The organism is Rathayibacter sp. VKM Ac-2805 (assembly GCF_009834265.1).
Classification (GTDB): Bacteria; Actinomycetota; Actinomycetes; order Actinomycetales; family Microbacteriaceae; genus Rathayibacter.
The window spans coordinates 2,408,240-2,424,362 of the sequence record NZ_CP047185.1; the positions used below are offsets into that span (position 1 = coordinate 2,408,240).

The window sequence follows — 16,123 nt, forward strand, 5'->3', positions numbered from 1 at the left end:
ATAGGCTGGAGCCATGCCCCGTGCTCGTCGTTCCGCCGCTCGCCCGACGAGCGGGTCGCGCGGAGGCTCCCGCGACCGGCACGGCCGCGGCGCACGAGGGCCGATCACCGGTCCGCACCTCCCCCTGCTGCAGACCCGCTCCGACTTCTTCGAGGCGACGATCGGCTCGGCCTTCGACTACCTCCGCGGCACCTGGCCGGAGGAGCTCGCCGGCATCCGCGTCGACGTCGCGGCGACTCCCGACGTCGACCCCGACCGGCTGCAGGGCACGGGCATCGCGCGGTGGCGCGTCGACCACGCCGCGCGTCGCATCACGCTCTACCGCGTGCCGATCGAGCGCCTGGCGAAGCTGCACCGCCGCGACGAGTGGCACCAGCGCATGCTGATCGAGAGCTACGTGTTCCGCGCCGTCGCGGAGCTGCTCGGCCGAGACCCGTGGGACATCTCCCCGGACCGCTACCGGCACCCCTGAGGCGCCGGCAGCTCTGAGGCGCCGGCACCGCCGAGGCGCCGCCGCCCCGCGTCTCAGTGCGAGTAGACCGTGATCGGCGAGGAGAGCGGTCCCGGCGGGACGATCGTGTACGAGGCGATCCGCCCGTCGCGCGCGATCGAGACCGAGGCCTGCACGGGCTGGGTGCTGCTGACGACCGCGCCGTCGCCGTCCAGCGGGGTCGCGAGAGCCGCGAACGGGCCGAGCTCGAGGGTGCGGGTGCCGCCCGGGGCCTCGATCTCGACCGAGGCGGTCGAGTCGCTGCCGTTGACCAGGTGCAGTCGCGCGTCGCCCTCGCCCGTGCCGGCGACGCCGAAGGGCGTCGTGGTCGCGGTGCCGGAGGCGAACCAGGCGAAGTCCGTGCCGGCCGAGCCGGTCGAGGTCGTCCGCCCCGCCGCGACGATCGGCTGATCGGCCCGCAGGACGATGCGGTAGGAGCCGTCCGCCAGGCCCGTGAGCGGGACCTCGCCGACGAGGCCGGCGGGGACGACGACCTGGGTGGAGGCGCCCGACCCGCTCGGGTCCTCGTTGGTGACCTCGACCGAGACCGTGCTGTCGGCGTCGCCGGGGGTGAGGATGCGCAGCACGGGGCTGCCCGCGCCGCCGCTGCCGTCGTCGCTCGCGGTCTCGGCCGGAGGAGACGTGACGGTGAAGCCGGCGATCACGGCGAGCGTGTCCGGGCCGGCGGAGGGGCCGGTGGTCTCGACGCCCTCCGGGGTGAGGCCGGAGATGGCGCTGCTCTGCATGCTCGCGGCGACCTCGCCGCCCCGGGCGGTCACGTGCACGACGGGCTGGACGACCCCGGGGGCGAGCCCCGCGAGCGGGAGCGCGCGGACCGCTCCGGCCGGAACGACGATGCCCGTGGCGCCGGTGGCCTGGACGGTGCCGGTCTCGGAGAAGAGCGTGAGGTCGACGGTGGAGGCGACCTCGCTCGGGTTCGCCAGGATCAGCACGGAGGTGCGCCCGACGTCGGTCGAGCCGGCCACGAGCCAGCTGTCGGCCGAGGGCTCGGCGCAGGCGCGGGCCGATAGTCCGGAGAGGGTGTCCGTGCCGATGGCCTGGACGGTGGCTCCGCCGGGAGCGGGGTCGGAGCCCGCGGGCACGCTCAGACCGGTGATGCCGGTGCCCGGTGCGGCGACGTCGTCCTCGTCGAGGATCGTGGGGTCCGAGGTGGAGCCCTCGGGCCGGACCGCGGTCGCGGCGCCGTCGAGGGCGCGCAGCTGCTCCGGCTCTCCGGCGTCGATCAGATCGCCGCCGCAGACCAGCGAGCTGTCGGCCGCGACGGGCGTCACGACGACGCCCTCCGCGGCGCTCGAGACCAGGGGGGACGGGAGGAGCTGGGGCACGACCACGGCGGCCGCGGCGATCACGACTCCGGCCGCGCCCACGGCACCGCGCAGGGCCGTCCGGCGCCGACGGGCGGCCGAGGGTGCGCGATCGGGCGTGGAGGCCGCGGAGCGATCGGCGCGGCGCTCCGCGCGGGAGCGGCGGGCGGAGGACTCGGGCATCTGCTTCTCCTGGTCGGCGGGGTCAGACATCGTCGTTCCCGTCGTCGAACTGGCCGGTGGCCTCGCCCGGCTCGTCGTCGATCCCGGCGACCGCGCCGCTGGAGCGGCCCCGCTCGAGCGAGAGCCCGGTGGGCACCGCCAGCAGGAGGGCGACGACGAAGACGAGGAGGAGGGCGATCGTGTAGGCGATCCCGAAGGGTCCGACCACGCCGGACGGAGCGGCCTCGGTGCGGGTCCCCTCCGTGTCGACGGCCGTCCAGAGGAGTCCGTAGCGGGTGTCGCCGACGGCCGAGAACGCCGCGTTGCCGTCGAGGGAGACGGCCGCCCGCGCGCGCACGGCGGCGGCCGCGTCGCCGACCTGGGTGCCGGCCGGCTCGGTCAGCACGACGAAGCGCACGCCGAGGCTCTCGAGCGCGGAGGGGACGTCGTAGCCCGTCCGCGAGACGAGATTGCCCGCCAGCTCGTCGATCGCGTCCGTGCTCTCGGCGCCGGTGTTCGCGAGGGTCGACTGCTGGTCGAGGGTCGCGCCCGCTCCGCGCTCCAGCCGGGCGAGGACGCCGCCGTCCGCCTGCGGGACGAGCACGATCGTGCCCACCCGCGGGTCGTTCCGGGCCTCGGCCGCCACGTAGGCGGGGAGCGAGCGGTCCGACGTGGTCGACACGGACGTGCCGGCGCCGGTCGGGAAGGCCACCGCGAGCGGACCGACCAGTGCTGCCGCCGCGGCCGTGACGACGAGCGCCGGCACCACGCGCACCGAGCGCACGGCGGCGAGCGAGAGCGACGCGCCGATCACCAGGCCGAGCCAGTAGAGGCTGAGACCGGTGCCGCTCCAGACGGAGACCGCCTCGGAGCCGGTGGTCGCGACCTGCACGCCCTGGGCGAGCGAGGCGGTCACGAGACCCGCCGCCGCGACGCCGACGCCGCCGAGGGCCGAGAGGTTGTTCGGGAGGAGGAGGGCGGCCAGCGCCGCGACGATCAGCGGCACGACGAGCACAGCCGTGACCAGCGGGGCGGCGGAGGCGCCGATCCCCAGACCGCCGAGGAACGCGAGCCATCCGTCGGGCAGACCGGCCGGGAAGCCGGCGAGCAGCGCGACGAGGTCCGACTGCGCGGAGGGCACCGGGACGCCCGGATCAGCGAGGACGCCGAGCCAGTCGCCCCGCGGTGCGCGGGCGACCACCAGCGGGAAGAGCAGGACGGCCGCGGGGATCGGCAGGCCGAGGAAGCGGCCGATCCGCCGCCCCGAGGTGGCGACGACGACGAGCCAGATCACCAGGAGCGGCACGGCCAGCACCGGCGCGCACGCGACGACGGCCGCAGCCAGGATCGAGGCGCTCGCGGAGGCGGACCAGGAGCGGTACGCGCCGAACCCGGCGAAGAAGAGCCAGGGAAGCAGCACGTGCACCAGCAGCGGGGCGGGGCGCCCGTCGGCCTGCGCGGCGAAGAAGGCGGGAGCGAGGATGTAGACGAGGGCTCCGGCGGCGCGGGCGGTCGCGCGCGGGGTGAGCCGCGCGATCATCAGCCAGGCGCCGAGGGCGGCAGCGGGGAGCGCGACGAGGTAGAGCAGCACCATCGAGTAGCTGGGCGACCAGAAGGTCAGCGAGCCGAGCACGGCGAGGACGGCGGCGAACGGGTCCGCCGCGCCGATGAACCCTGAGCCGAGGTCGCGCCAGCCGTAGGCCGCGTTGCGCCAGAGCTCGCCGACGGTCGGCGAGAGCGTCAGCAGACCGCCGCCGCTGAGCGCGGGAGCAGCGAGGAGCGGCGTGTAGATCACCAGGCCGGCGAGCGCGGCGACGAGGACGACCCACACTCCCCCGCCCTGGAAGAAGTGCAGCGGATGGCGGTCCCGCCCGGCCTGCACGCGCACGGCGTCGTGGCGCACCGAGCGCAGCTGCCGCACCACGTCCAGCGGGATGCGCAACGGCGCGACGGCCTTCCAGCCCACGTTCTTCGACGAGCGCAGCACCGTGCGGGCCCGCAGCACCTTCGTCCCCCCGAAGGCGACGACGAGGGCCGCGAGCAGCTCTCCTCCGACCAGCCCGGGCTGCTTGCGCAGCAGGCGCACGACCGCGCGGCCGATCGCCAGCGGGACGAGCGAGAGCCAGTGCAGGAGGAGGAGCGCGACGGGCGCGTAGGCGAGCCGGCGGTGCAGCTGCGCGGTGCGGTGCTGGCGCGCGCGGCGCCGCTCCCCGCTGTCGATGCGGCGGCCGTCGGGGCGCTGAAGCCCGATGCGGGCGGTGGTGACGCGGGCGTCCGGCACGCGGCTGACCCGGTGCCCGGCGAGCCGGGTGCGGATCGAGAAGTCGAGCGCGTCGTCGACGACCGGCAGGCCGGGGTCGAAGCCGCCGAGCTCCTCCCAGAGGGAGTGGCGCACGAGCATGCCGCCGGCGGCGACGGCCAGGACGTCGGGCGTGGAGTCGTGCTGGCCCTGGTCGAGCTCGTCCTCGACGAGGTGGACGGTCGTGCCGTGCTTGGTGATCGACTCGCCGTAGCTGCGGATGTAGCCGGAGCGCGTCCAGTCCATGATCTTGGGGCCGGCGACCGCGACGGAGGGGGCGACCTCGACGGCTCCCAGCAGCGCCGCGAGGGCGCCGGGCTCGGGGGCGGAGTCCTGCGCGAGCAGCCACAGCCACTCGTCCTCTCCGGCCGGCGGCTGCATCACGCGGACAGCGCGGGCCACGGCCTGGCCGAAGGGGAGGTGCTCGGCGACCTGCACGAGCTGCGTCGGACCCCAGGACGCGAGGAGCTCGTCGGTCGTGTCCTTCGAGCCTCCGTCGACGAACACCGTCGCGTCGGGCTGACGGGTCTGCGCCCGCAGGGCCGCGAGGGTTCGTTCCAGATAGGCCGCGCCGTTGCGCGCGACGAGGACGGCGGTGACTCGTGGATACATCGCGGACCACCCTAAGCGATGCCGCCGCGCCGCCCGCCTGCGGCTCGCCGCCCCGTCGGTCGGGTCGCGGCGAGGAGGGGACTAGGCCCGGCGGCGCAGCTTCCGGCGCTCGCGCTCGGAGAGGCCGCCCCAGATGCCGAAGCGCTCGTCGTTCTCGAGCGCGTACTCGAGGCACTGCGCCCGGACCTCGCACGAGGTGCAGATCTTCTTGGCGTCGCGGGTCGAGCCGCCCTTCTCGGGGAAGAAGGCCTCGGGGTCGGTCTGCGCGCACAGCGAGTCGACCTGCCAGGAGAGCGCGCCCCCCGGCGCCTCGGTCGCGGTGTCGATACCGGGTCGGACCCCGGGCACGCCCAGACGGACCGGATCGACGAACCAGTCCTCGGGGACTCCGGAGTGCTGTTCCGGAAGCGTCATGCCGTCTCCTACCCCGCCTGCGAACCGATGATCGGCGGCCGCTCCTCCCGGAGCCGCTGCCTAGGTAATTACAGCGGTGTCATTCGCTCAGGTCAAGTCGCGGACCATAAACCCTCAACCCGCCGTGGAGGGTTCACGACACACCGGCGTGTCGCGAACGTGAGATCCGATCAGGCGGTCGCGGCGCTCCGTGCGCGCCAGGCGCTCTCCACCATCTCGGCGACCGTGTGCCGCATCTCCCAGCCCAGGTCGCGGGCCGCCGTCTCGCCGGAGGCGACGATGCGGGGCGGATCGCCCGGCCGCCGCGGGGCGACCTCGGGCGTGAAGGCGATGCCGGTGCTGTCGGCGATCGCGCGCATGATCTCCCCGACGGAGGCCCCGGATCCGCTGCCCAGGTTGTAGACCGGGTCGATCGGCTCGCCGGCGGCCAGGCGGCGCGCCGCGGCGACGTGCGCGAGCGCCAGGTCGGCGACGTGGATGTAGTCGCGGACGCAGGTGCCGTCCGGCGTCGGGTAGTCGTCGCCGTTGATCCGGGGCGTGCGGCCGTCCAGCAGAGCCTCGAAGACGAGGGGGAAGAGGTTGTGGGGGCTGGTGTCGTAGACGTCCGGGTAGCCGGACCCGACGACGTTGAAGTAGCGCAGGGAGGCGTGCCTGACGCCGTGCGCCCGCCCCGCGTCCGCGAGCAGCCACTCGCCGATCAGCTTCGACTCGCCGTAGGGCGACTCCGGGCTCTTGGGGGTGTCCTCGGTGACGATCTCGACGTCGACCGCGCCGTAGACGGCAGCGCTCGAGGAGAAGACGATCGAGGAGACCCCGGCGCGCTGCATCGCCGCCAGCACGCGCATGGTGCCGGTGACGTTCTGCTCGTAGGTGTGCAGGGGGCGCTGCACCGAGACTCCGGCGTACTTGAACCCGGCGACGTGGACGACGCCCTCGATGTCGTGCTCGGCGAGCACGCGGTCGAGCAGGGCCTCGTCGAGGATCGAGCCCTGGTGGAACGGGACGCCCTCGGGCACGAACGACGAGTGCCCCGAGGAGAGGTCGTCGAGGACGACGGGGTCGATGCCCTGCTCCGAGAACGCGCGCACCACGTGCGCCCCGATGTACCCGGCTCCCCCGGTGACCAGCCATGCCATGTGGATCCTCCTCGGTGCGGGCCCGCGACTCCGCGCGCCGGAAGACACCCTAGCGGCGGGGGTCGACGGGACGGATCGACTGAATGACGACAGTGCACGATATCCTGCCGCCGTGCTCCGCTCCGTCGCCCTCCTCGCCCTGCCCGGCCTCGCGCCGTTCGAGTTCGGGGTCGTCTGCGAGGTGTTCGGGATCGACCGCGGCGTCGACGGAGGTCCCGCCCTCGACTTCCGGATCGCCACTCCCGATCCGGGCCCCGTCCGGACGAGCCTCGGATTCGACCTGCTGATCGCCGATGGTCTCGACGCGGCCCGGGACGCGGACCTGATCGCCGTCCCCGCCCACGGCCGCGGGCCCGCCGACGAGCGGGTGCTCGACCTCCTCCGCGAGGCCTACGAGCGCGGCGCGTGGATCCTCAGCGTCTGCAGCGGGGCCTTCACCCTGGCGCAGGCGGGCCTGCTCGACGGCCGGCGCGCGACCACCCACTGGATGCACGCCGCGGAGCTCGCCCGGCGCTTCCCCTCCGTCACGGTGGACCCCGAGGTCCTCTACGTGCAGGAGGGGCGCATCGTGACGAGCGCGGGCACCGCGGCCGGCATCGACGCGGCGCTGCACGTGGTGCGCGAGGAGCTGGGCGCGACGGCGGCGAGCGTCGTCGCCCGGCGGATGGTCGTGCCCCTGCAGCGCCACGGCGGGCAGGCGCAGTACTTGCGGACCCCCGTTCCCGAGGCGCGCGCGGACTCGCTGGCCGAGGTCACCGAGTGGATGCTGGAGCACCTCGACGAGGACCTCTCGATCGAGGCGCTGGCCCGTCGCGCCGTGATGGCCCCCCGTACCTTCGCGCGCCGCTTCCGGGCCGACCTCGGCACGACTCCGCTCGCCTGGCTCACCCGCCAGCGCCTCCTCCGGGCGCAGGTGCTGCTGGAGGAGACGGAGCTGACCCTCGAGGCGGTCGCCGCGCGGGTCGGCTTCGGCACGGCCGCGGTGATGCGCCATCACTTCACGCGCGTCCTGCGGACCACGCCGGCGGCCTACCGCCGCACGTTCGCCGCCTGAGCGGGCGGCACCGGGATCGCTGGAGGGGTCAGACCGTCGCGACGAAGAGCGTGCCCCGTCCGGTGACGGCGAGAGCGCCCTCCGACGGGGTCACGAACACGCTGCCGCCGCGCTCGACGCGGACCGAGCCCTCGGCGCCCTCGAGCGAGAACGAGCCCTCGGTCGCGACCGCGATGGCGGGCCCGTGCAGGGCGACGCGGGCCGGCTCCTCCGACTCGGGCTCCACGACGGCGAGCACGAAGTCGGGGACGTCCGGACGGTAGACGCGCACGCCCGGCCCGGCCTCCTCGGCCGGGAGGTAGGGCACGGGCAGCGGCGAGAACTCGAGCACGCTCACCAGCTCGGGCACGTCGATGTGCTTGAGCGTGAGGCCCCCGCGCAGCACGTTGTCGGAGGCGGCCATCAGCTCCACGCCCGTGCCCGCGAGGTAGGCGTGGATGTTGCCGGCGGGCAGGTAGAGCACCTCGCCGCGGGCGAGGCGGACGCGGTTGAGCAGGAGCGAGAGCACGATGCCGGGGTCGCCCGGGTAGCTCTCGGCCAGGTCCCGGACCGTGGTCGTCTCGAGGCGGTCGTCGCCCGTGGACGCCGCGACGACCGCGGACACCAGCGCGGCGACCTCGGCGCGGTCGCCGTCGGCGAGCAGCCACGACACGGCACCGCGGAGGACCTCCGAGGGCTCGCCCTCGAGCGTCCGGGCGAACCGCGCGATCGCGGCCGCCTCCTCCGCCGGGGCGCGCCCGGCCAGCTCGGCGAGCAGCGCCCGGGCGTCCGCCGGCTCGCGGAAGCCGCAGAGCGCGTCGAAGCTCTCGCTGAGCGCGTAGATCAGCTCGGGCTTGTGGAACGGGTCCTTGTAGTTGCGATCGGCGGCGTCGCGCGGGATGCCGGCCTCCTCCTCCTCGACGAACCGGCGCCGGGCCCGCTCGGACGAGGGGTGGGCCTGGAGAGACAGCGGCCCGCCCGCCGCGAGGATCTTGAGCAGGAACGGCAGACGGGGAGCGCCCGAGACCGGATCGACCGACCCCTCCACTCCGGCGAGCGCCGCCTCGGGGTGCTCGGCGATCCACTCGGCGAGCGTGCCGGCGCCGACCGAGGCGGGGTCGAGGACGCGCGCGGGCGAGCCCGGGTGCGCGCCGAGCCAGAGCTCGGCCTCGGGGGCGCCGGAGGGCGCGGTGCCGAGGGCCTCCGAGATGCCGGTGAGCGAGCCCCAGGCGTAGTCGCGGGGGGTGTTGCCGATCGGGATGAACACGGGAGCGCTGGCCTTCCGTCCGAGGGGTGGGTCCGAGCCGCTCAGCCGGACGCGCCGGGGCCGCTCCGCTGCGACGCTAGCAGGATCCACAACGCGGGCCCGGGAGGAGGGCCCGCCTGTTGGTGCTCTCCGCCAGAGGACGCGGCACTCGCAGGCGCGCTTCGTACGCTGGGAGTCGCAGCACTGTCGCCGTCGGAGCGGTCGCCGTGCCGCATCCGACGAGCGAGGGAGCACAGAGCATGGACAGCACGACCTTCGAGACCCTGGGGGCCGACTTCTACGGGTTCGAGGCGGCGCTCACGCCCGCCGAGAAGGAGCTGCTGGTCGGCGTCCGCGCGTTCCTCGAGGAGCAGGTGCGGCCGATCGCCGACGAGTACTGGGAGCGCGCGGAGTTCCCGCGGCAGCTGATCCCCGGGATCCACGCCACCGGCGTCATCGGCCTCTCCTGGCCCGAGACCCGCGCGATCGAGAACTCCGCCGTGTTCCGCGGCTGGGTGGCGCTCGAGCTGGGCCGGGTGGACGCGGGCATCGCGACCTACGTCGGCGTGCAGAACGGCCTGGTGATGGGCACGGTCGGCGTCGCCGGCTCCGAGGAGCAGCGCGCCGAGTGGCTGCCGAAGCTCGCCTCGGGCGAGGTCGTCGGCGCCTTCGGCCTCACCGAGCCGCACTCCGGCTCCGACTCCGCCCAGGGCCTGCGCACCACCGCCCGCCGGGACGGCGACGACTGGATCCTCGACGGCGAGAAGCGCTGGATCGGCAACGCGACCTTCAGCGACGTGACCGTGATCTGGGCGAAGGACGCGGAGGACGGCCAGGTGAAGGGCTTCCTCGTCCCCACCTCGACGCCGGGCTACCGCGCCACCGCCATCGCGCGCAAGCAGAGCCTGCGCACGGTGCAGAACGCCGACATCGTGCTCGAGGGCGTCCGCGTCCCGGAGTCGCTGCGCCTGCAGGGCGCGAACTCGTTCCGCGACACCGCGAAGGTGCTCCGGCTCACCCGTGCCGAAGTCGCCTGGCAGGCCATCGGCGTCGCGATCGGCGCCTACGACGCGGCGCTGCGCTACGCGAAGGAGCGCGTGCAGTTCGGCAAGCCGCTCGTCGGGCACCAGCTGGTGCAGGACCTCCTGGTCAAGAGCATCGGCAACATCACGGCCAGCATCGCCCTGGCGACCCGCGTGTCCGAGATGCTCGACGCAGGTGAGCAGCGCGACGAGCACTCCGCCCTCGCGAAGGCCTACGCGACGGCCCGGATGCGCGAGACCGTCGCCTGGTGCCGCGAGGTGATGGGCGGCAACGGCATCGTCCTCGACTACGGCGTCGCCCGCTTCTTCGCCGACGCGGAGGCCCTCTACTCCTACGAGGGCACCCGCGAGATGAACACGCTGATCGTCGGCCGCTCCATCACCGGCACCGCCGCGTTCGTCTGAGCCTCCCGTCCAAGCCGTCTTCCCCGAGGGGACGCCCCGGCCGGGGAGCGAGCCGCGGCGCGGCCGGCACTCCGCCGCGCCGCCCCCGCTCCCTAGACTGGTCGCCATGATCCGACGCGCCGCCCCCGCCGCTCCCCGAGCGCTCGCGGTGGCGGTGCTGGCCGTGCTGCTGGCGGGCCAGTCGCTGCGGAACCTCGCTGGATGGTGGGGCTGGGGCGTCGTCGTCGCGGTGCTCCTGGGCGCCTCGATCGCCGTGCTCGTCCGCGCCCGCCCCCGCCCACGCTGGGCCCGCACGCCGAAGTCGCTGGTCCTCTTCCTCGGGCTCGCGGTGCTCTCGCTGCTGTGGTCCGCCTATCCGGGAGCGAGCGCGATCGGCGTCACGGCGCAGCTCGCGACGACGCTCGGCGGCGTCGTCCTCGCCGTCACGCTGAGCAGCCGGCAGCTGCTCACGGCTCTCGGACGGGCCCTGCGCCTCTCCGTCGGCCTGTCGCTCCTCTTCGAGCTCGTGATCGCGGTCGTCGTGCGGCAGCCCGTCCTGCCGTTCGGCGTCGAGCCTCCCGCCGACGGACCGACGCCCGACGCCTTCTACTGGTCGCAGGCAGCCCTCTTCACCGGCGAGCCCGTCCAGGGGATCGTCGGCAACCGCAACCTCCTCGGCTTCCTGGCCCTGCTCGGCCTGATCGTGATCGCGATCGAGCTGGCGGCCCACTCGATCCGGCGCCGCTGGGGGGCGGTCTGGGTCGCCCTGTTCGTCGCGACCCTCCTGCTCACCCGCTCGGCGACCGTCCTGCTCTGCCTCGTCGCCGTCGTCCTCGCGGCCGCGTTCGCGCTCTGGGCTCGCCGGAGGGGCGAGTCCCGCCGCCGTCCCGTCTACCTGACCGCCGCGGGACTGGCGGTGGCCGCCGTCGCCGGAGGCGCCGCGGGCTGGGGCGCCCTCCTCGGCCTGCTCGGCAAGAGCGAGGACGCCACGGGCCGCCTCGACATCTGGGACTCGGTGATCGCGCTCACGCTGCAGCGCCCGGTCCTCGGCTGGGGCTGGGTCAGCTACTGGGCTCCCTGGGCCGCCCCGTTCGACACCCTCGCCGAGCGCAAGGGCGTGCTCTACCTGCAGGCCCACGACGCCTGGCTCGACGTCGCCCTCCAGCTCGGAGCGGTCGGCCTCGTCCTCTTCGCGGCGCTCGCCGTCTCGACGCTGTGGCGCTCCTGGTTCCGCGCGGTCGACCGCCCGCGGCGCGACGCGACCTCGACCCTCCCCTACACGGCCGTCAGCCTCGCTCCGCTGCTGATCGTGGTCGCCCTCCTGGCGCAGTCGCTCTTCGAGAGCCGGATCCTGATCGAGGGAGGCTGGCTGCTCCTCGTCCTCTTCGCGGTGCAGACCAAGCGGCCGGCGACCGAGACGCCCGAGGTCCTCGCCGCGACCCCGCTCCCCCTCGCCGACGCCTCCCCGAGGCGATGAGGCCCCGCCGTCCCTCGCTCCCCGCCTCCGTCGCCGACGCGACGGCGTCCCCGCAGTTCGCGGCGGCCCTCGCGCAGACCACTCTCGTCACCGTCCTCTGCGCCCCGGCGGTCCGCGGACTCATCGGCTGGCCCGGCTACATCGCCGCCGTCGCCACGCTCACCGCCCTCGCCGCGGTCATGCTCGTCCTGCGGCGCGGGCGGCTCGACTGGGAGGGCCTGCTGCCCACGAGCATCCTGGTGTTCCTCGGCTGGATCGCGCTCAGCGTGCTGTGGAGCGACTACACCTGGGCCACGGTCTCGAGCGTCGTCTACCAGTTCGCCCTGGCGTTCCTGGCGATCGCGATCGGCCTCACGCGCGACATCATCCAGATCATCCGCTCGGTCGGCGACGTGCTGCGGGTCGTGCTGATCGCCTCGCTGGCCGTGGAGGTGCTCTCGGGGGTGCTGATCGACCAGCCGCTGCGCTTCCTCGGCGTGGAGGGCCTGCTCGCGGTCGGCGGGCCGATCCAGGGACTCGTCGGCACGCGCAACCAGCTCGGGCTGGTCTGCCTGCTGGCGATCGTGACGTTCTCGGTGGAGCTGATGACCCGCTCCGTCGCCCGCGGGCCGGCCGTCGCCTCGATCGCCCTCGCCGCGGTCACCCTCCTCTTCACGCGCTCCGCCGTGAGCGCGGGCGTGCTCGCCGTGGCCGTCGTCGTCGCCCTCGCTCTGCGCTGGGTGCGCCACGGCGACGGCACCCACCGCCGTCGGCGGCAGTTCGCGGTGCTCGGCGTCGCCGCCGCGGCCTCCCTCACCGTGTGGCTCCTGCGCTACCGGGTGATCGAGCTGCTGAACGCGGGCAGCGAGTTCGAGTTCCGGCTGCGGCTCTGGCAGCAGGTCTGGCGCTTCACGGACCTCGCTCCGATCGTCGGCTGGGGCTGGGTGGGCTACTGGCGGCCCGACCTCTACCCCTTCACCGCCATCGACTACCTCTCGGGCCGCCCTCACTCGTCGAGCCTCAACGCGCTCTTCGACGTGGCCCTGCAGGTCGGCGCGGTCGGGGTGGTCCTCTTCGTCGTGCTGATCGGCCTCGCGCTCTGGCGCTCCTGGCTGATCGCCTCCGAGCGCAAGGCGGTCGTGCACGTCTGGCCGGTGCTGGTGCTGACCGTGCTGATGGTCACCGCGCTGGCCGAGAGCTCGATCCTGCTCGACGCCGGCTGGCTGCTCGTGGTGCTCTGCGCGATGCGCGCGGCTCAGGGACTGAGCTGGCGCCGGCTCCTGCACCCGCGGGACTGACCGGACTCCTCAGCGCCCGTGCCGCCGCGCCACCTGGCGGAGCACGGCGAGGTGCTCCTCCCGGCAGCGCTCCCAGCTGAAGGACCGGGCACGCTCGACGCCGAGCGGGCCGAGCTCGCCGGTCCGCTCGATCGCCTCGAGGATCCCGTCCGCGATCGAGCGCGGCTCGAGCGGATCGACGTAGACCGCGGCGTCCCCGCAGATCTCCGGGAGCGAGCCCGCGTCGGAGGCGGCGACCGGGCATCCCGACGCCATCGCCTCGATCGGCGGGAGGCCGAAGCCCTCGTAGAGGCTCGGGAACGCCAGCACCGCGGCTCGGCGGTAGAGGTCGGCGAGCTCCTCCGGAGTGACGTGGCCGCGCCACTCGACGAAGTCCGGCAGCGGGCCGAGGCGGTCCAGGTCCCCTCCCGTCAGCACGAGCCGGAGGGAGTGCCCCTCCTCCCGCAGCAGGCGCACCGCCTCGAACAGGCGGGCGTGGTTCTTGTGCGGCCAGGCGCGCGCCGGGTAGAAGACGAAGTCCTCGCGTGTCCCCAGATTCGCGACGAAGCGCCGGGTGTCCACGCCGAGATGCGACACGTGGATCCGCTCCTCCGGGATGCCCAGCAGCTCGACGATCCGCCCCTTGGTGAAGGCGCTGATGGTGATGACCGCGTCGGCGCGGCGAGCGGTCGCCTCGTAGGCGAGCCGGCGGAAGACGCGCTCGACGCGGGGGAAGAGGTGCGGGAGGTCGCGGTGCTGCAGGTCGAACAGCATCTGCACGTGCCCCTGCCGCCGCGACGGCCACGGGAGCGGGACCGTGAACGGGAAGTAGAGCACCGCGTCCCGGCCCAGGCGCCGGCGCAGGCGCGGCGTGCGCAGGAGCGCCTGGATCATCCCCACGGCCCGGCGGCGGTGGCCCGCCCCGCTGACGACCCCCTCGGCCACGACCTCGGGCACGCCCTCGCTGAAGCCGCGCGCGTTCTCGGGGACGAGCACCTGCACGTCGGGCCCCTCCTCCCCCGGCCGCGGCGCCAGGAGGCGCGTGAGCGCGCGCGCGTAGGTCTCGCCGCCGCCCATCCCGCCCGGGTCGACGGTGAGCACGGCGAGCGTGACGGGGCGGAGTTCCGGCATGGCGTCCAATCGGTCCGAAGCCCGGCCAGGATACCGGCGGGCCGCACCGCTCCCGGCGCCCGGCCGTGCCCGTGGGTAGTATGTGTCCCGCTGTCATCGACCCCGACGAATTGGACCACCACGTGCCCCGCGCTTTGATCACCGGAATCACCGGCCAGGACGGCCTCTACCTCGCCGAGCTCCTCCTCTCGAAGGGCTACGAGGTCTTCGGGCTCGTCCGCGGGCAGAACAACCCCAAGTACGAGCTGGTCCGCCGCACCGTGCCCGAGGTGACCCTGCTCACCGGCGACCTCACCGACGTGTCGAGCCTCGTGCGCGTGCTCGCCGCCGCCCAGCCCGACGAGGTCTACAACCTCGGAGCGATCTCGTTCGTCGCCTACTCGTGGGAGAACGCGTCGCTCACCACCGACGTGACCGGCAAGGGCGTGCTCAACATCCTCGAGGCGACCCGCCTCTACGCCGGCTCCGACATGTCGCGCGTGAAGTTCTACCAGGCCTCCTCCTCCGAGATGTTCGGCAAGGTCCAGCAGGTCCCGCAGAGCGAGGAGACGCTGCTCTGGCCGCGCTCGCCCTACGGCGTGGCCAAGGTGTTCGGCCACTACATGACCATCAACTACCGCGAGTCGTACGGCATGCACGCCTCCTCCGGCATCCTCTTCAACCACGAGTCGCCCCGCCGCGGACCGGAGTTCGTCACGCGCAAGATCAGCCTCGCGGTCGCCCGCATCAAGCTCGGCCTCCAGGAGACGCTGGAGCTCGGCAACCTCGACGCGAAGCGCGACTGGGGCTTCGCCGGCGACTACGTCGACGCGATGTGGCGCATGCTGCAGCAGCCCGAGGGCGACGACTACGTGGTCGCGACCGGCGAGACCCACGAGATCCGCGAGTACCTCGACATCGCCTTCAACCACGTCGGCATCGAGGACTGGACCCCGTACGTCACTCAGAACCCCGCGTTCATGCGTCCCGCCGAGGTGGACCTGCTGATCGGCGACCCGGCGAAGGCGCGCGACGTCCTCGGCTGGGAGCCGAAGGTCTCGTTCCCCGAGCTCGTGGCGATGATGGTCGAGAACGACCTCGCCGAGCAGTCCGCGCTGATCAAGTAGTCATGCCTGCCGCTCTCGTCACCGGAGCGAGCGGTCAGGACGGGGGCTACCTCGTCGAGCGCCTGCTCGCCGACGGCTGGGAGGTCTCCGCGCTCGTGCGCGGGACCGACGACGCCGCTCTTCCCGCCGCCGTCCGCCCCTTCGAGGGCGATCTCCGCGACGCCTCCGGCCTCGGCCGCATCGTCGCGGAGGCGCGGCCGGACACGGTCTTCCACCTCGCCGGCCTCTCCTCCGTCGCGCTCTCGTGGAAGGAGCCCGTGCTCACGGCCGAGGTGACCGGCACCGCGGTCGCCGCGCTCCTGGAGGCCTCGCTGGCGCTCCAGGAGTCGGCGGGCCGGGAGGTCCGCTTCGTCCAGGCCTCGTCCTCCGAGATCTTCGGGGCCGCGACCGAGAACCCGCAGACCGAGCGGACCCCGATCCGCCCGGTCTCGCCCTACGGAGCCGCGAAGGCGTTCGCGCACCACCTCGTCGCGGTCTACCGCGGCCGCGGGCTGCACGCCTCGTCCGGCATCCTCTACAACCACGAGTCGCCGCGTCGGCCGCTCGGCTTCGTCACCCGCAAGATCACCGCCGGAGTCGCGGCGATCGCGACGGGCGCCGAGTCGGAGCTCTCGCTCGGCAATCTCGACGCGCGCCGCGACTGGGGCTGGGCCCCCGACTACGTGGACGCCCTCGTGCGCGCCTCGCGCGCCGAGGAGGCGGGCGACTACGTCGTGGCGACCGGAGTCGCGCACTCGGTCCGCGACTTCGTCCGTGCCGCCTTCACCGCGGCCGGCGTCGACGACTGGGAGCAGCGGGTCACGATCGACCCGCGGTTCGCGCGCCCCGTGGACGCACCCGAGATGCGCGGCGACTCCTCCCGGGCCCGCGAGGTGCTCGGCTGGGCGCCCACCGTCGGCTTCGAGGAGATCGTCGCCCGCATGGTCGAGAACGACCTCGAGCTGGCGCGCCGCTCCCGCTGAGCCGCGCGCCGCGTGCAGAAGGCCCCCGCTCCTGGAGCGGGGGCCTT

General features: G+C 74.1%; 13 protein-coding genes. 7 read left to right on the forward strand and 6 right to left on the reverse strand.

Translation table 11 applies throughout. The annotated features are described in order from the left end of the window. Positions 1-13: 13 nt before the first annotated feature. Positions 14-472, forward strand: a complete 459-nt coding sequence (locus GSU40_RS11175) for a metallopeptidase family protein (protein WP_104224142.1) — start codon at positions 14-16, stop codon at positions 470-472. A gap of 53 nt (positions 473-525) precedes the next feature. On the opposite strand, the gene GSU40_RS11180 is transcribed toward GSU40_RS11175, so the two are convergent. The 4 genes from GSU40_RS11180 to galE all read right to left on the reverse strand — a co-directional run bounded on the left by GSU40_RS11180 (position 526) and on the right by galE (position 6,438). Continuing rightward, positions 526-2,028: a DUF5719 family protein gene (locus tag GSU40_RS11180; RefSeq protein ID WP_160034992.1), complete on the reverse strand. Its 1,503-nt coding sequence runs from the start codon at positions 2,026-2,028 to the stop codon at positions 526-528. Then, entirely contained in the window at positions 2,021-4,888 is a 2,868-nt protein-coding gene (locus tag GSU40_RS11185; RefSeq protein WP_160034994.1) for a glycosyltransferase family 2 protein, read from the reverse strand. The genes GSU40_RS11180 and GSU40_RS11185 overlap by 8 nt, the downstream gene beginning before the upstream one ends. An 81-nt stretch (positions 4,889-4,969) precedes the next feature. Beyond that, entirely contained in the window at positions 4,970-5,302 is a 333-nt protein-coding gene (locus GSU40_RS11190; protein ID WP_104224145.1) for a WhiB family transcriptional regulator, read from the reverse strand. 170 nt (positions 5,303-5,472) lie between these two features. Further along, on the reverse strand, positions 5,473-6,438 hold the full coding sequence (galE, locus tag GSU40_RS11195; protein WP_160034996.1) for a UDP-glucose 4-epimerase GalE: 966 nt from the start codon (positions 6,436-6,438) through the stop codon (positions 5,473-5,475). A gap of 112 nt (positions 6,439-6,550) precedes the next feature. Between galE and GSU40_RS11200 the strand changes: the two genes are divergently transcribed. After that, on the forward strand, positions 6,551-7,492 hold the full coding sequence (locus GSU40_RS11200) for a helix-turn-helix domain-containing protein (protein WP_160034998.1): 942 nt from the start codon (positions 6,551-6,553) through the stop codon (positions 7,490-7,492). A gap of 28 nt (positions 7,493-7,520) precedes the next feature. Here GSU40_RS11200 and manA read toward each other — a convergent pair whose 3' ends face one another. Then, on the reverse strand, positions 7,521-8,738 hold the full coding sequence (manA, locus tag GSU40_RS11205; RefSeq protein ID WP_160035000.1) for a mannose-6-phosphate isomerase, class I: 1,218 nt from the start codon (positions 8,736-8,738) through the stop codon (positions 7,521-7,523). Between the two features lie 239 nt (positions 8,739-8,977). Here manA and GSU40_RS11210 point away from each other — a divergent pair, with 239 nt between their 5' ends. From GSU40_RS11210 to GSU40_RS11220, 3 genes are all read left to right on the forward strand, one after another. Continuing rightward, the gene (locus tag GSU40_RS11210) at positions 8,978-10,165 is read left to right on the forward strand and encodes an acyl-CoA dehydrogenase family protein (RefSeq protein WP_104255244.1); all 1,188 of its coding nucleotides are present in this window, start codon (positions 8,978-8,980) and stop codon (positions 10,163-10,165) included. A gap of 106 nt (positions 10,166-10,271) precedes the next feature. After that, entirely contained in the window at positions 10,272-11,621 is a 1,350-nt protein-coding gene (locus GSU40_RS11215; RefSeq protein ID WP_160035002.1) for an O-antigen ligase family protein, read from the forward strand. Continuing rightward, positions 11,618-12,898: an O-antigen ligase family protein gene (locus tag GSU40_RS11220; RefSeq protein ID WP_104325375.1), complete on the forward strand. Its 1,281-nt coding sequence runs from the start codon at positions 11,618-11,620 to the stop codon at positions 12,896-12,898. Before GSU40_RS11215 ends, GSU40_RS11220 begins: the two co-directional genes overlap by 4 nt. 9 nt (positions 12,899-12,907) lie before the next feature. Here GSU40_RS11220 and GSU40_RS11225 read toward each other — a convergent pair whose 3' ends face one another. After that, positions 12,908-14,008: a glycosyltransferase family 1 protein gene (locus tag GSU40_RS11225; RefSeq protein ID WP_160035004.1), complete on the reverse strand. Its 1,101-nt coding sequence runs from the start codon at positions 14,006-14,008 to the stop codon at positions 12,908-12,910. 122 nt (positions 14,009-14,130) lie between these two features. Here GSU40_RS11225 and GSU40_RS11230 point away from each other — a divergent pair, with 122 nt between their 5' ends. Together GSU40_RS11230 and GSU40_RS11235 are read left to right on the forward strand one after the other, a co-directional pair. Further along, positions 14,131-15,114 (forward strand): GDP-mannose 4,6-dehydratase, encoded by a 984-nt coding sequence (locus GSU40_RS11230; protein WP_104275317.1) that lies wholly within the window; start codon positions 14,131-14,133, stop codon positions 15,112-15,114. Positions 15,115-15,116: 2 nt separating this feature from the next. Beyond that, positions 15,117-16,076 carry a GDP-mannose 4,6-dehydratase gene (locus GSU40_RS11235; RefSeq protein ID WP_160035006.1) on the forward strand — a complete coding sequence of 320 codons (960 nt, stop codon included), beginning with the start codon at positions 15,117-15,119 and terminating at the stop codon, positions 16,074-16,076. Positions 16,077-16,123 lie beyond the last annotated feature (47 nt).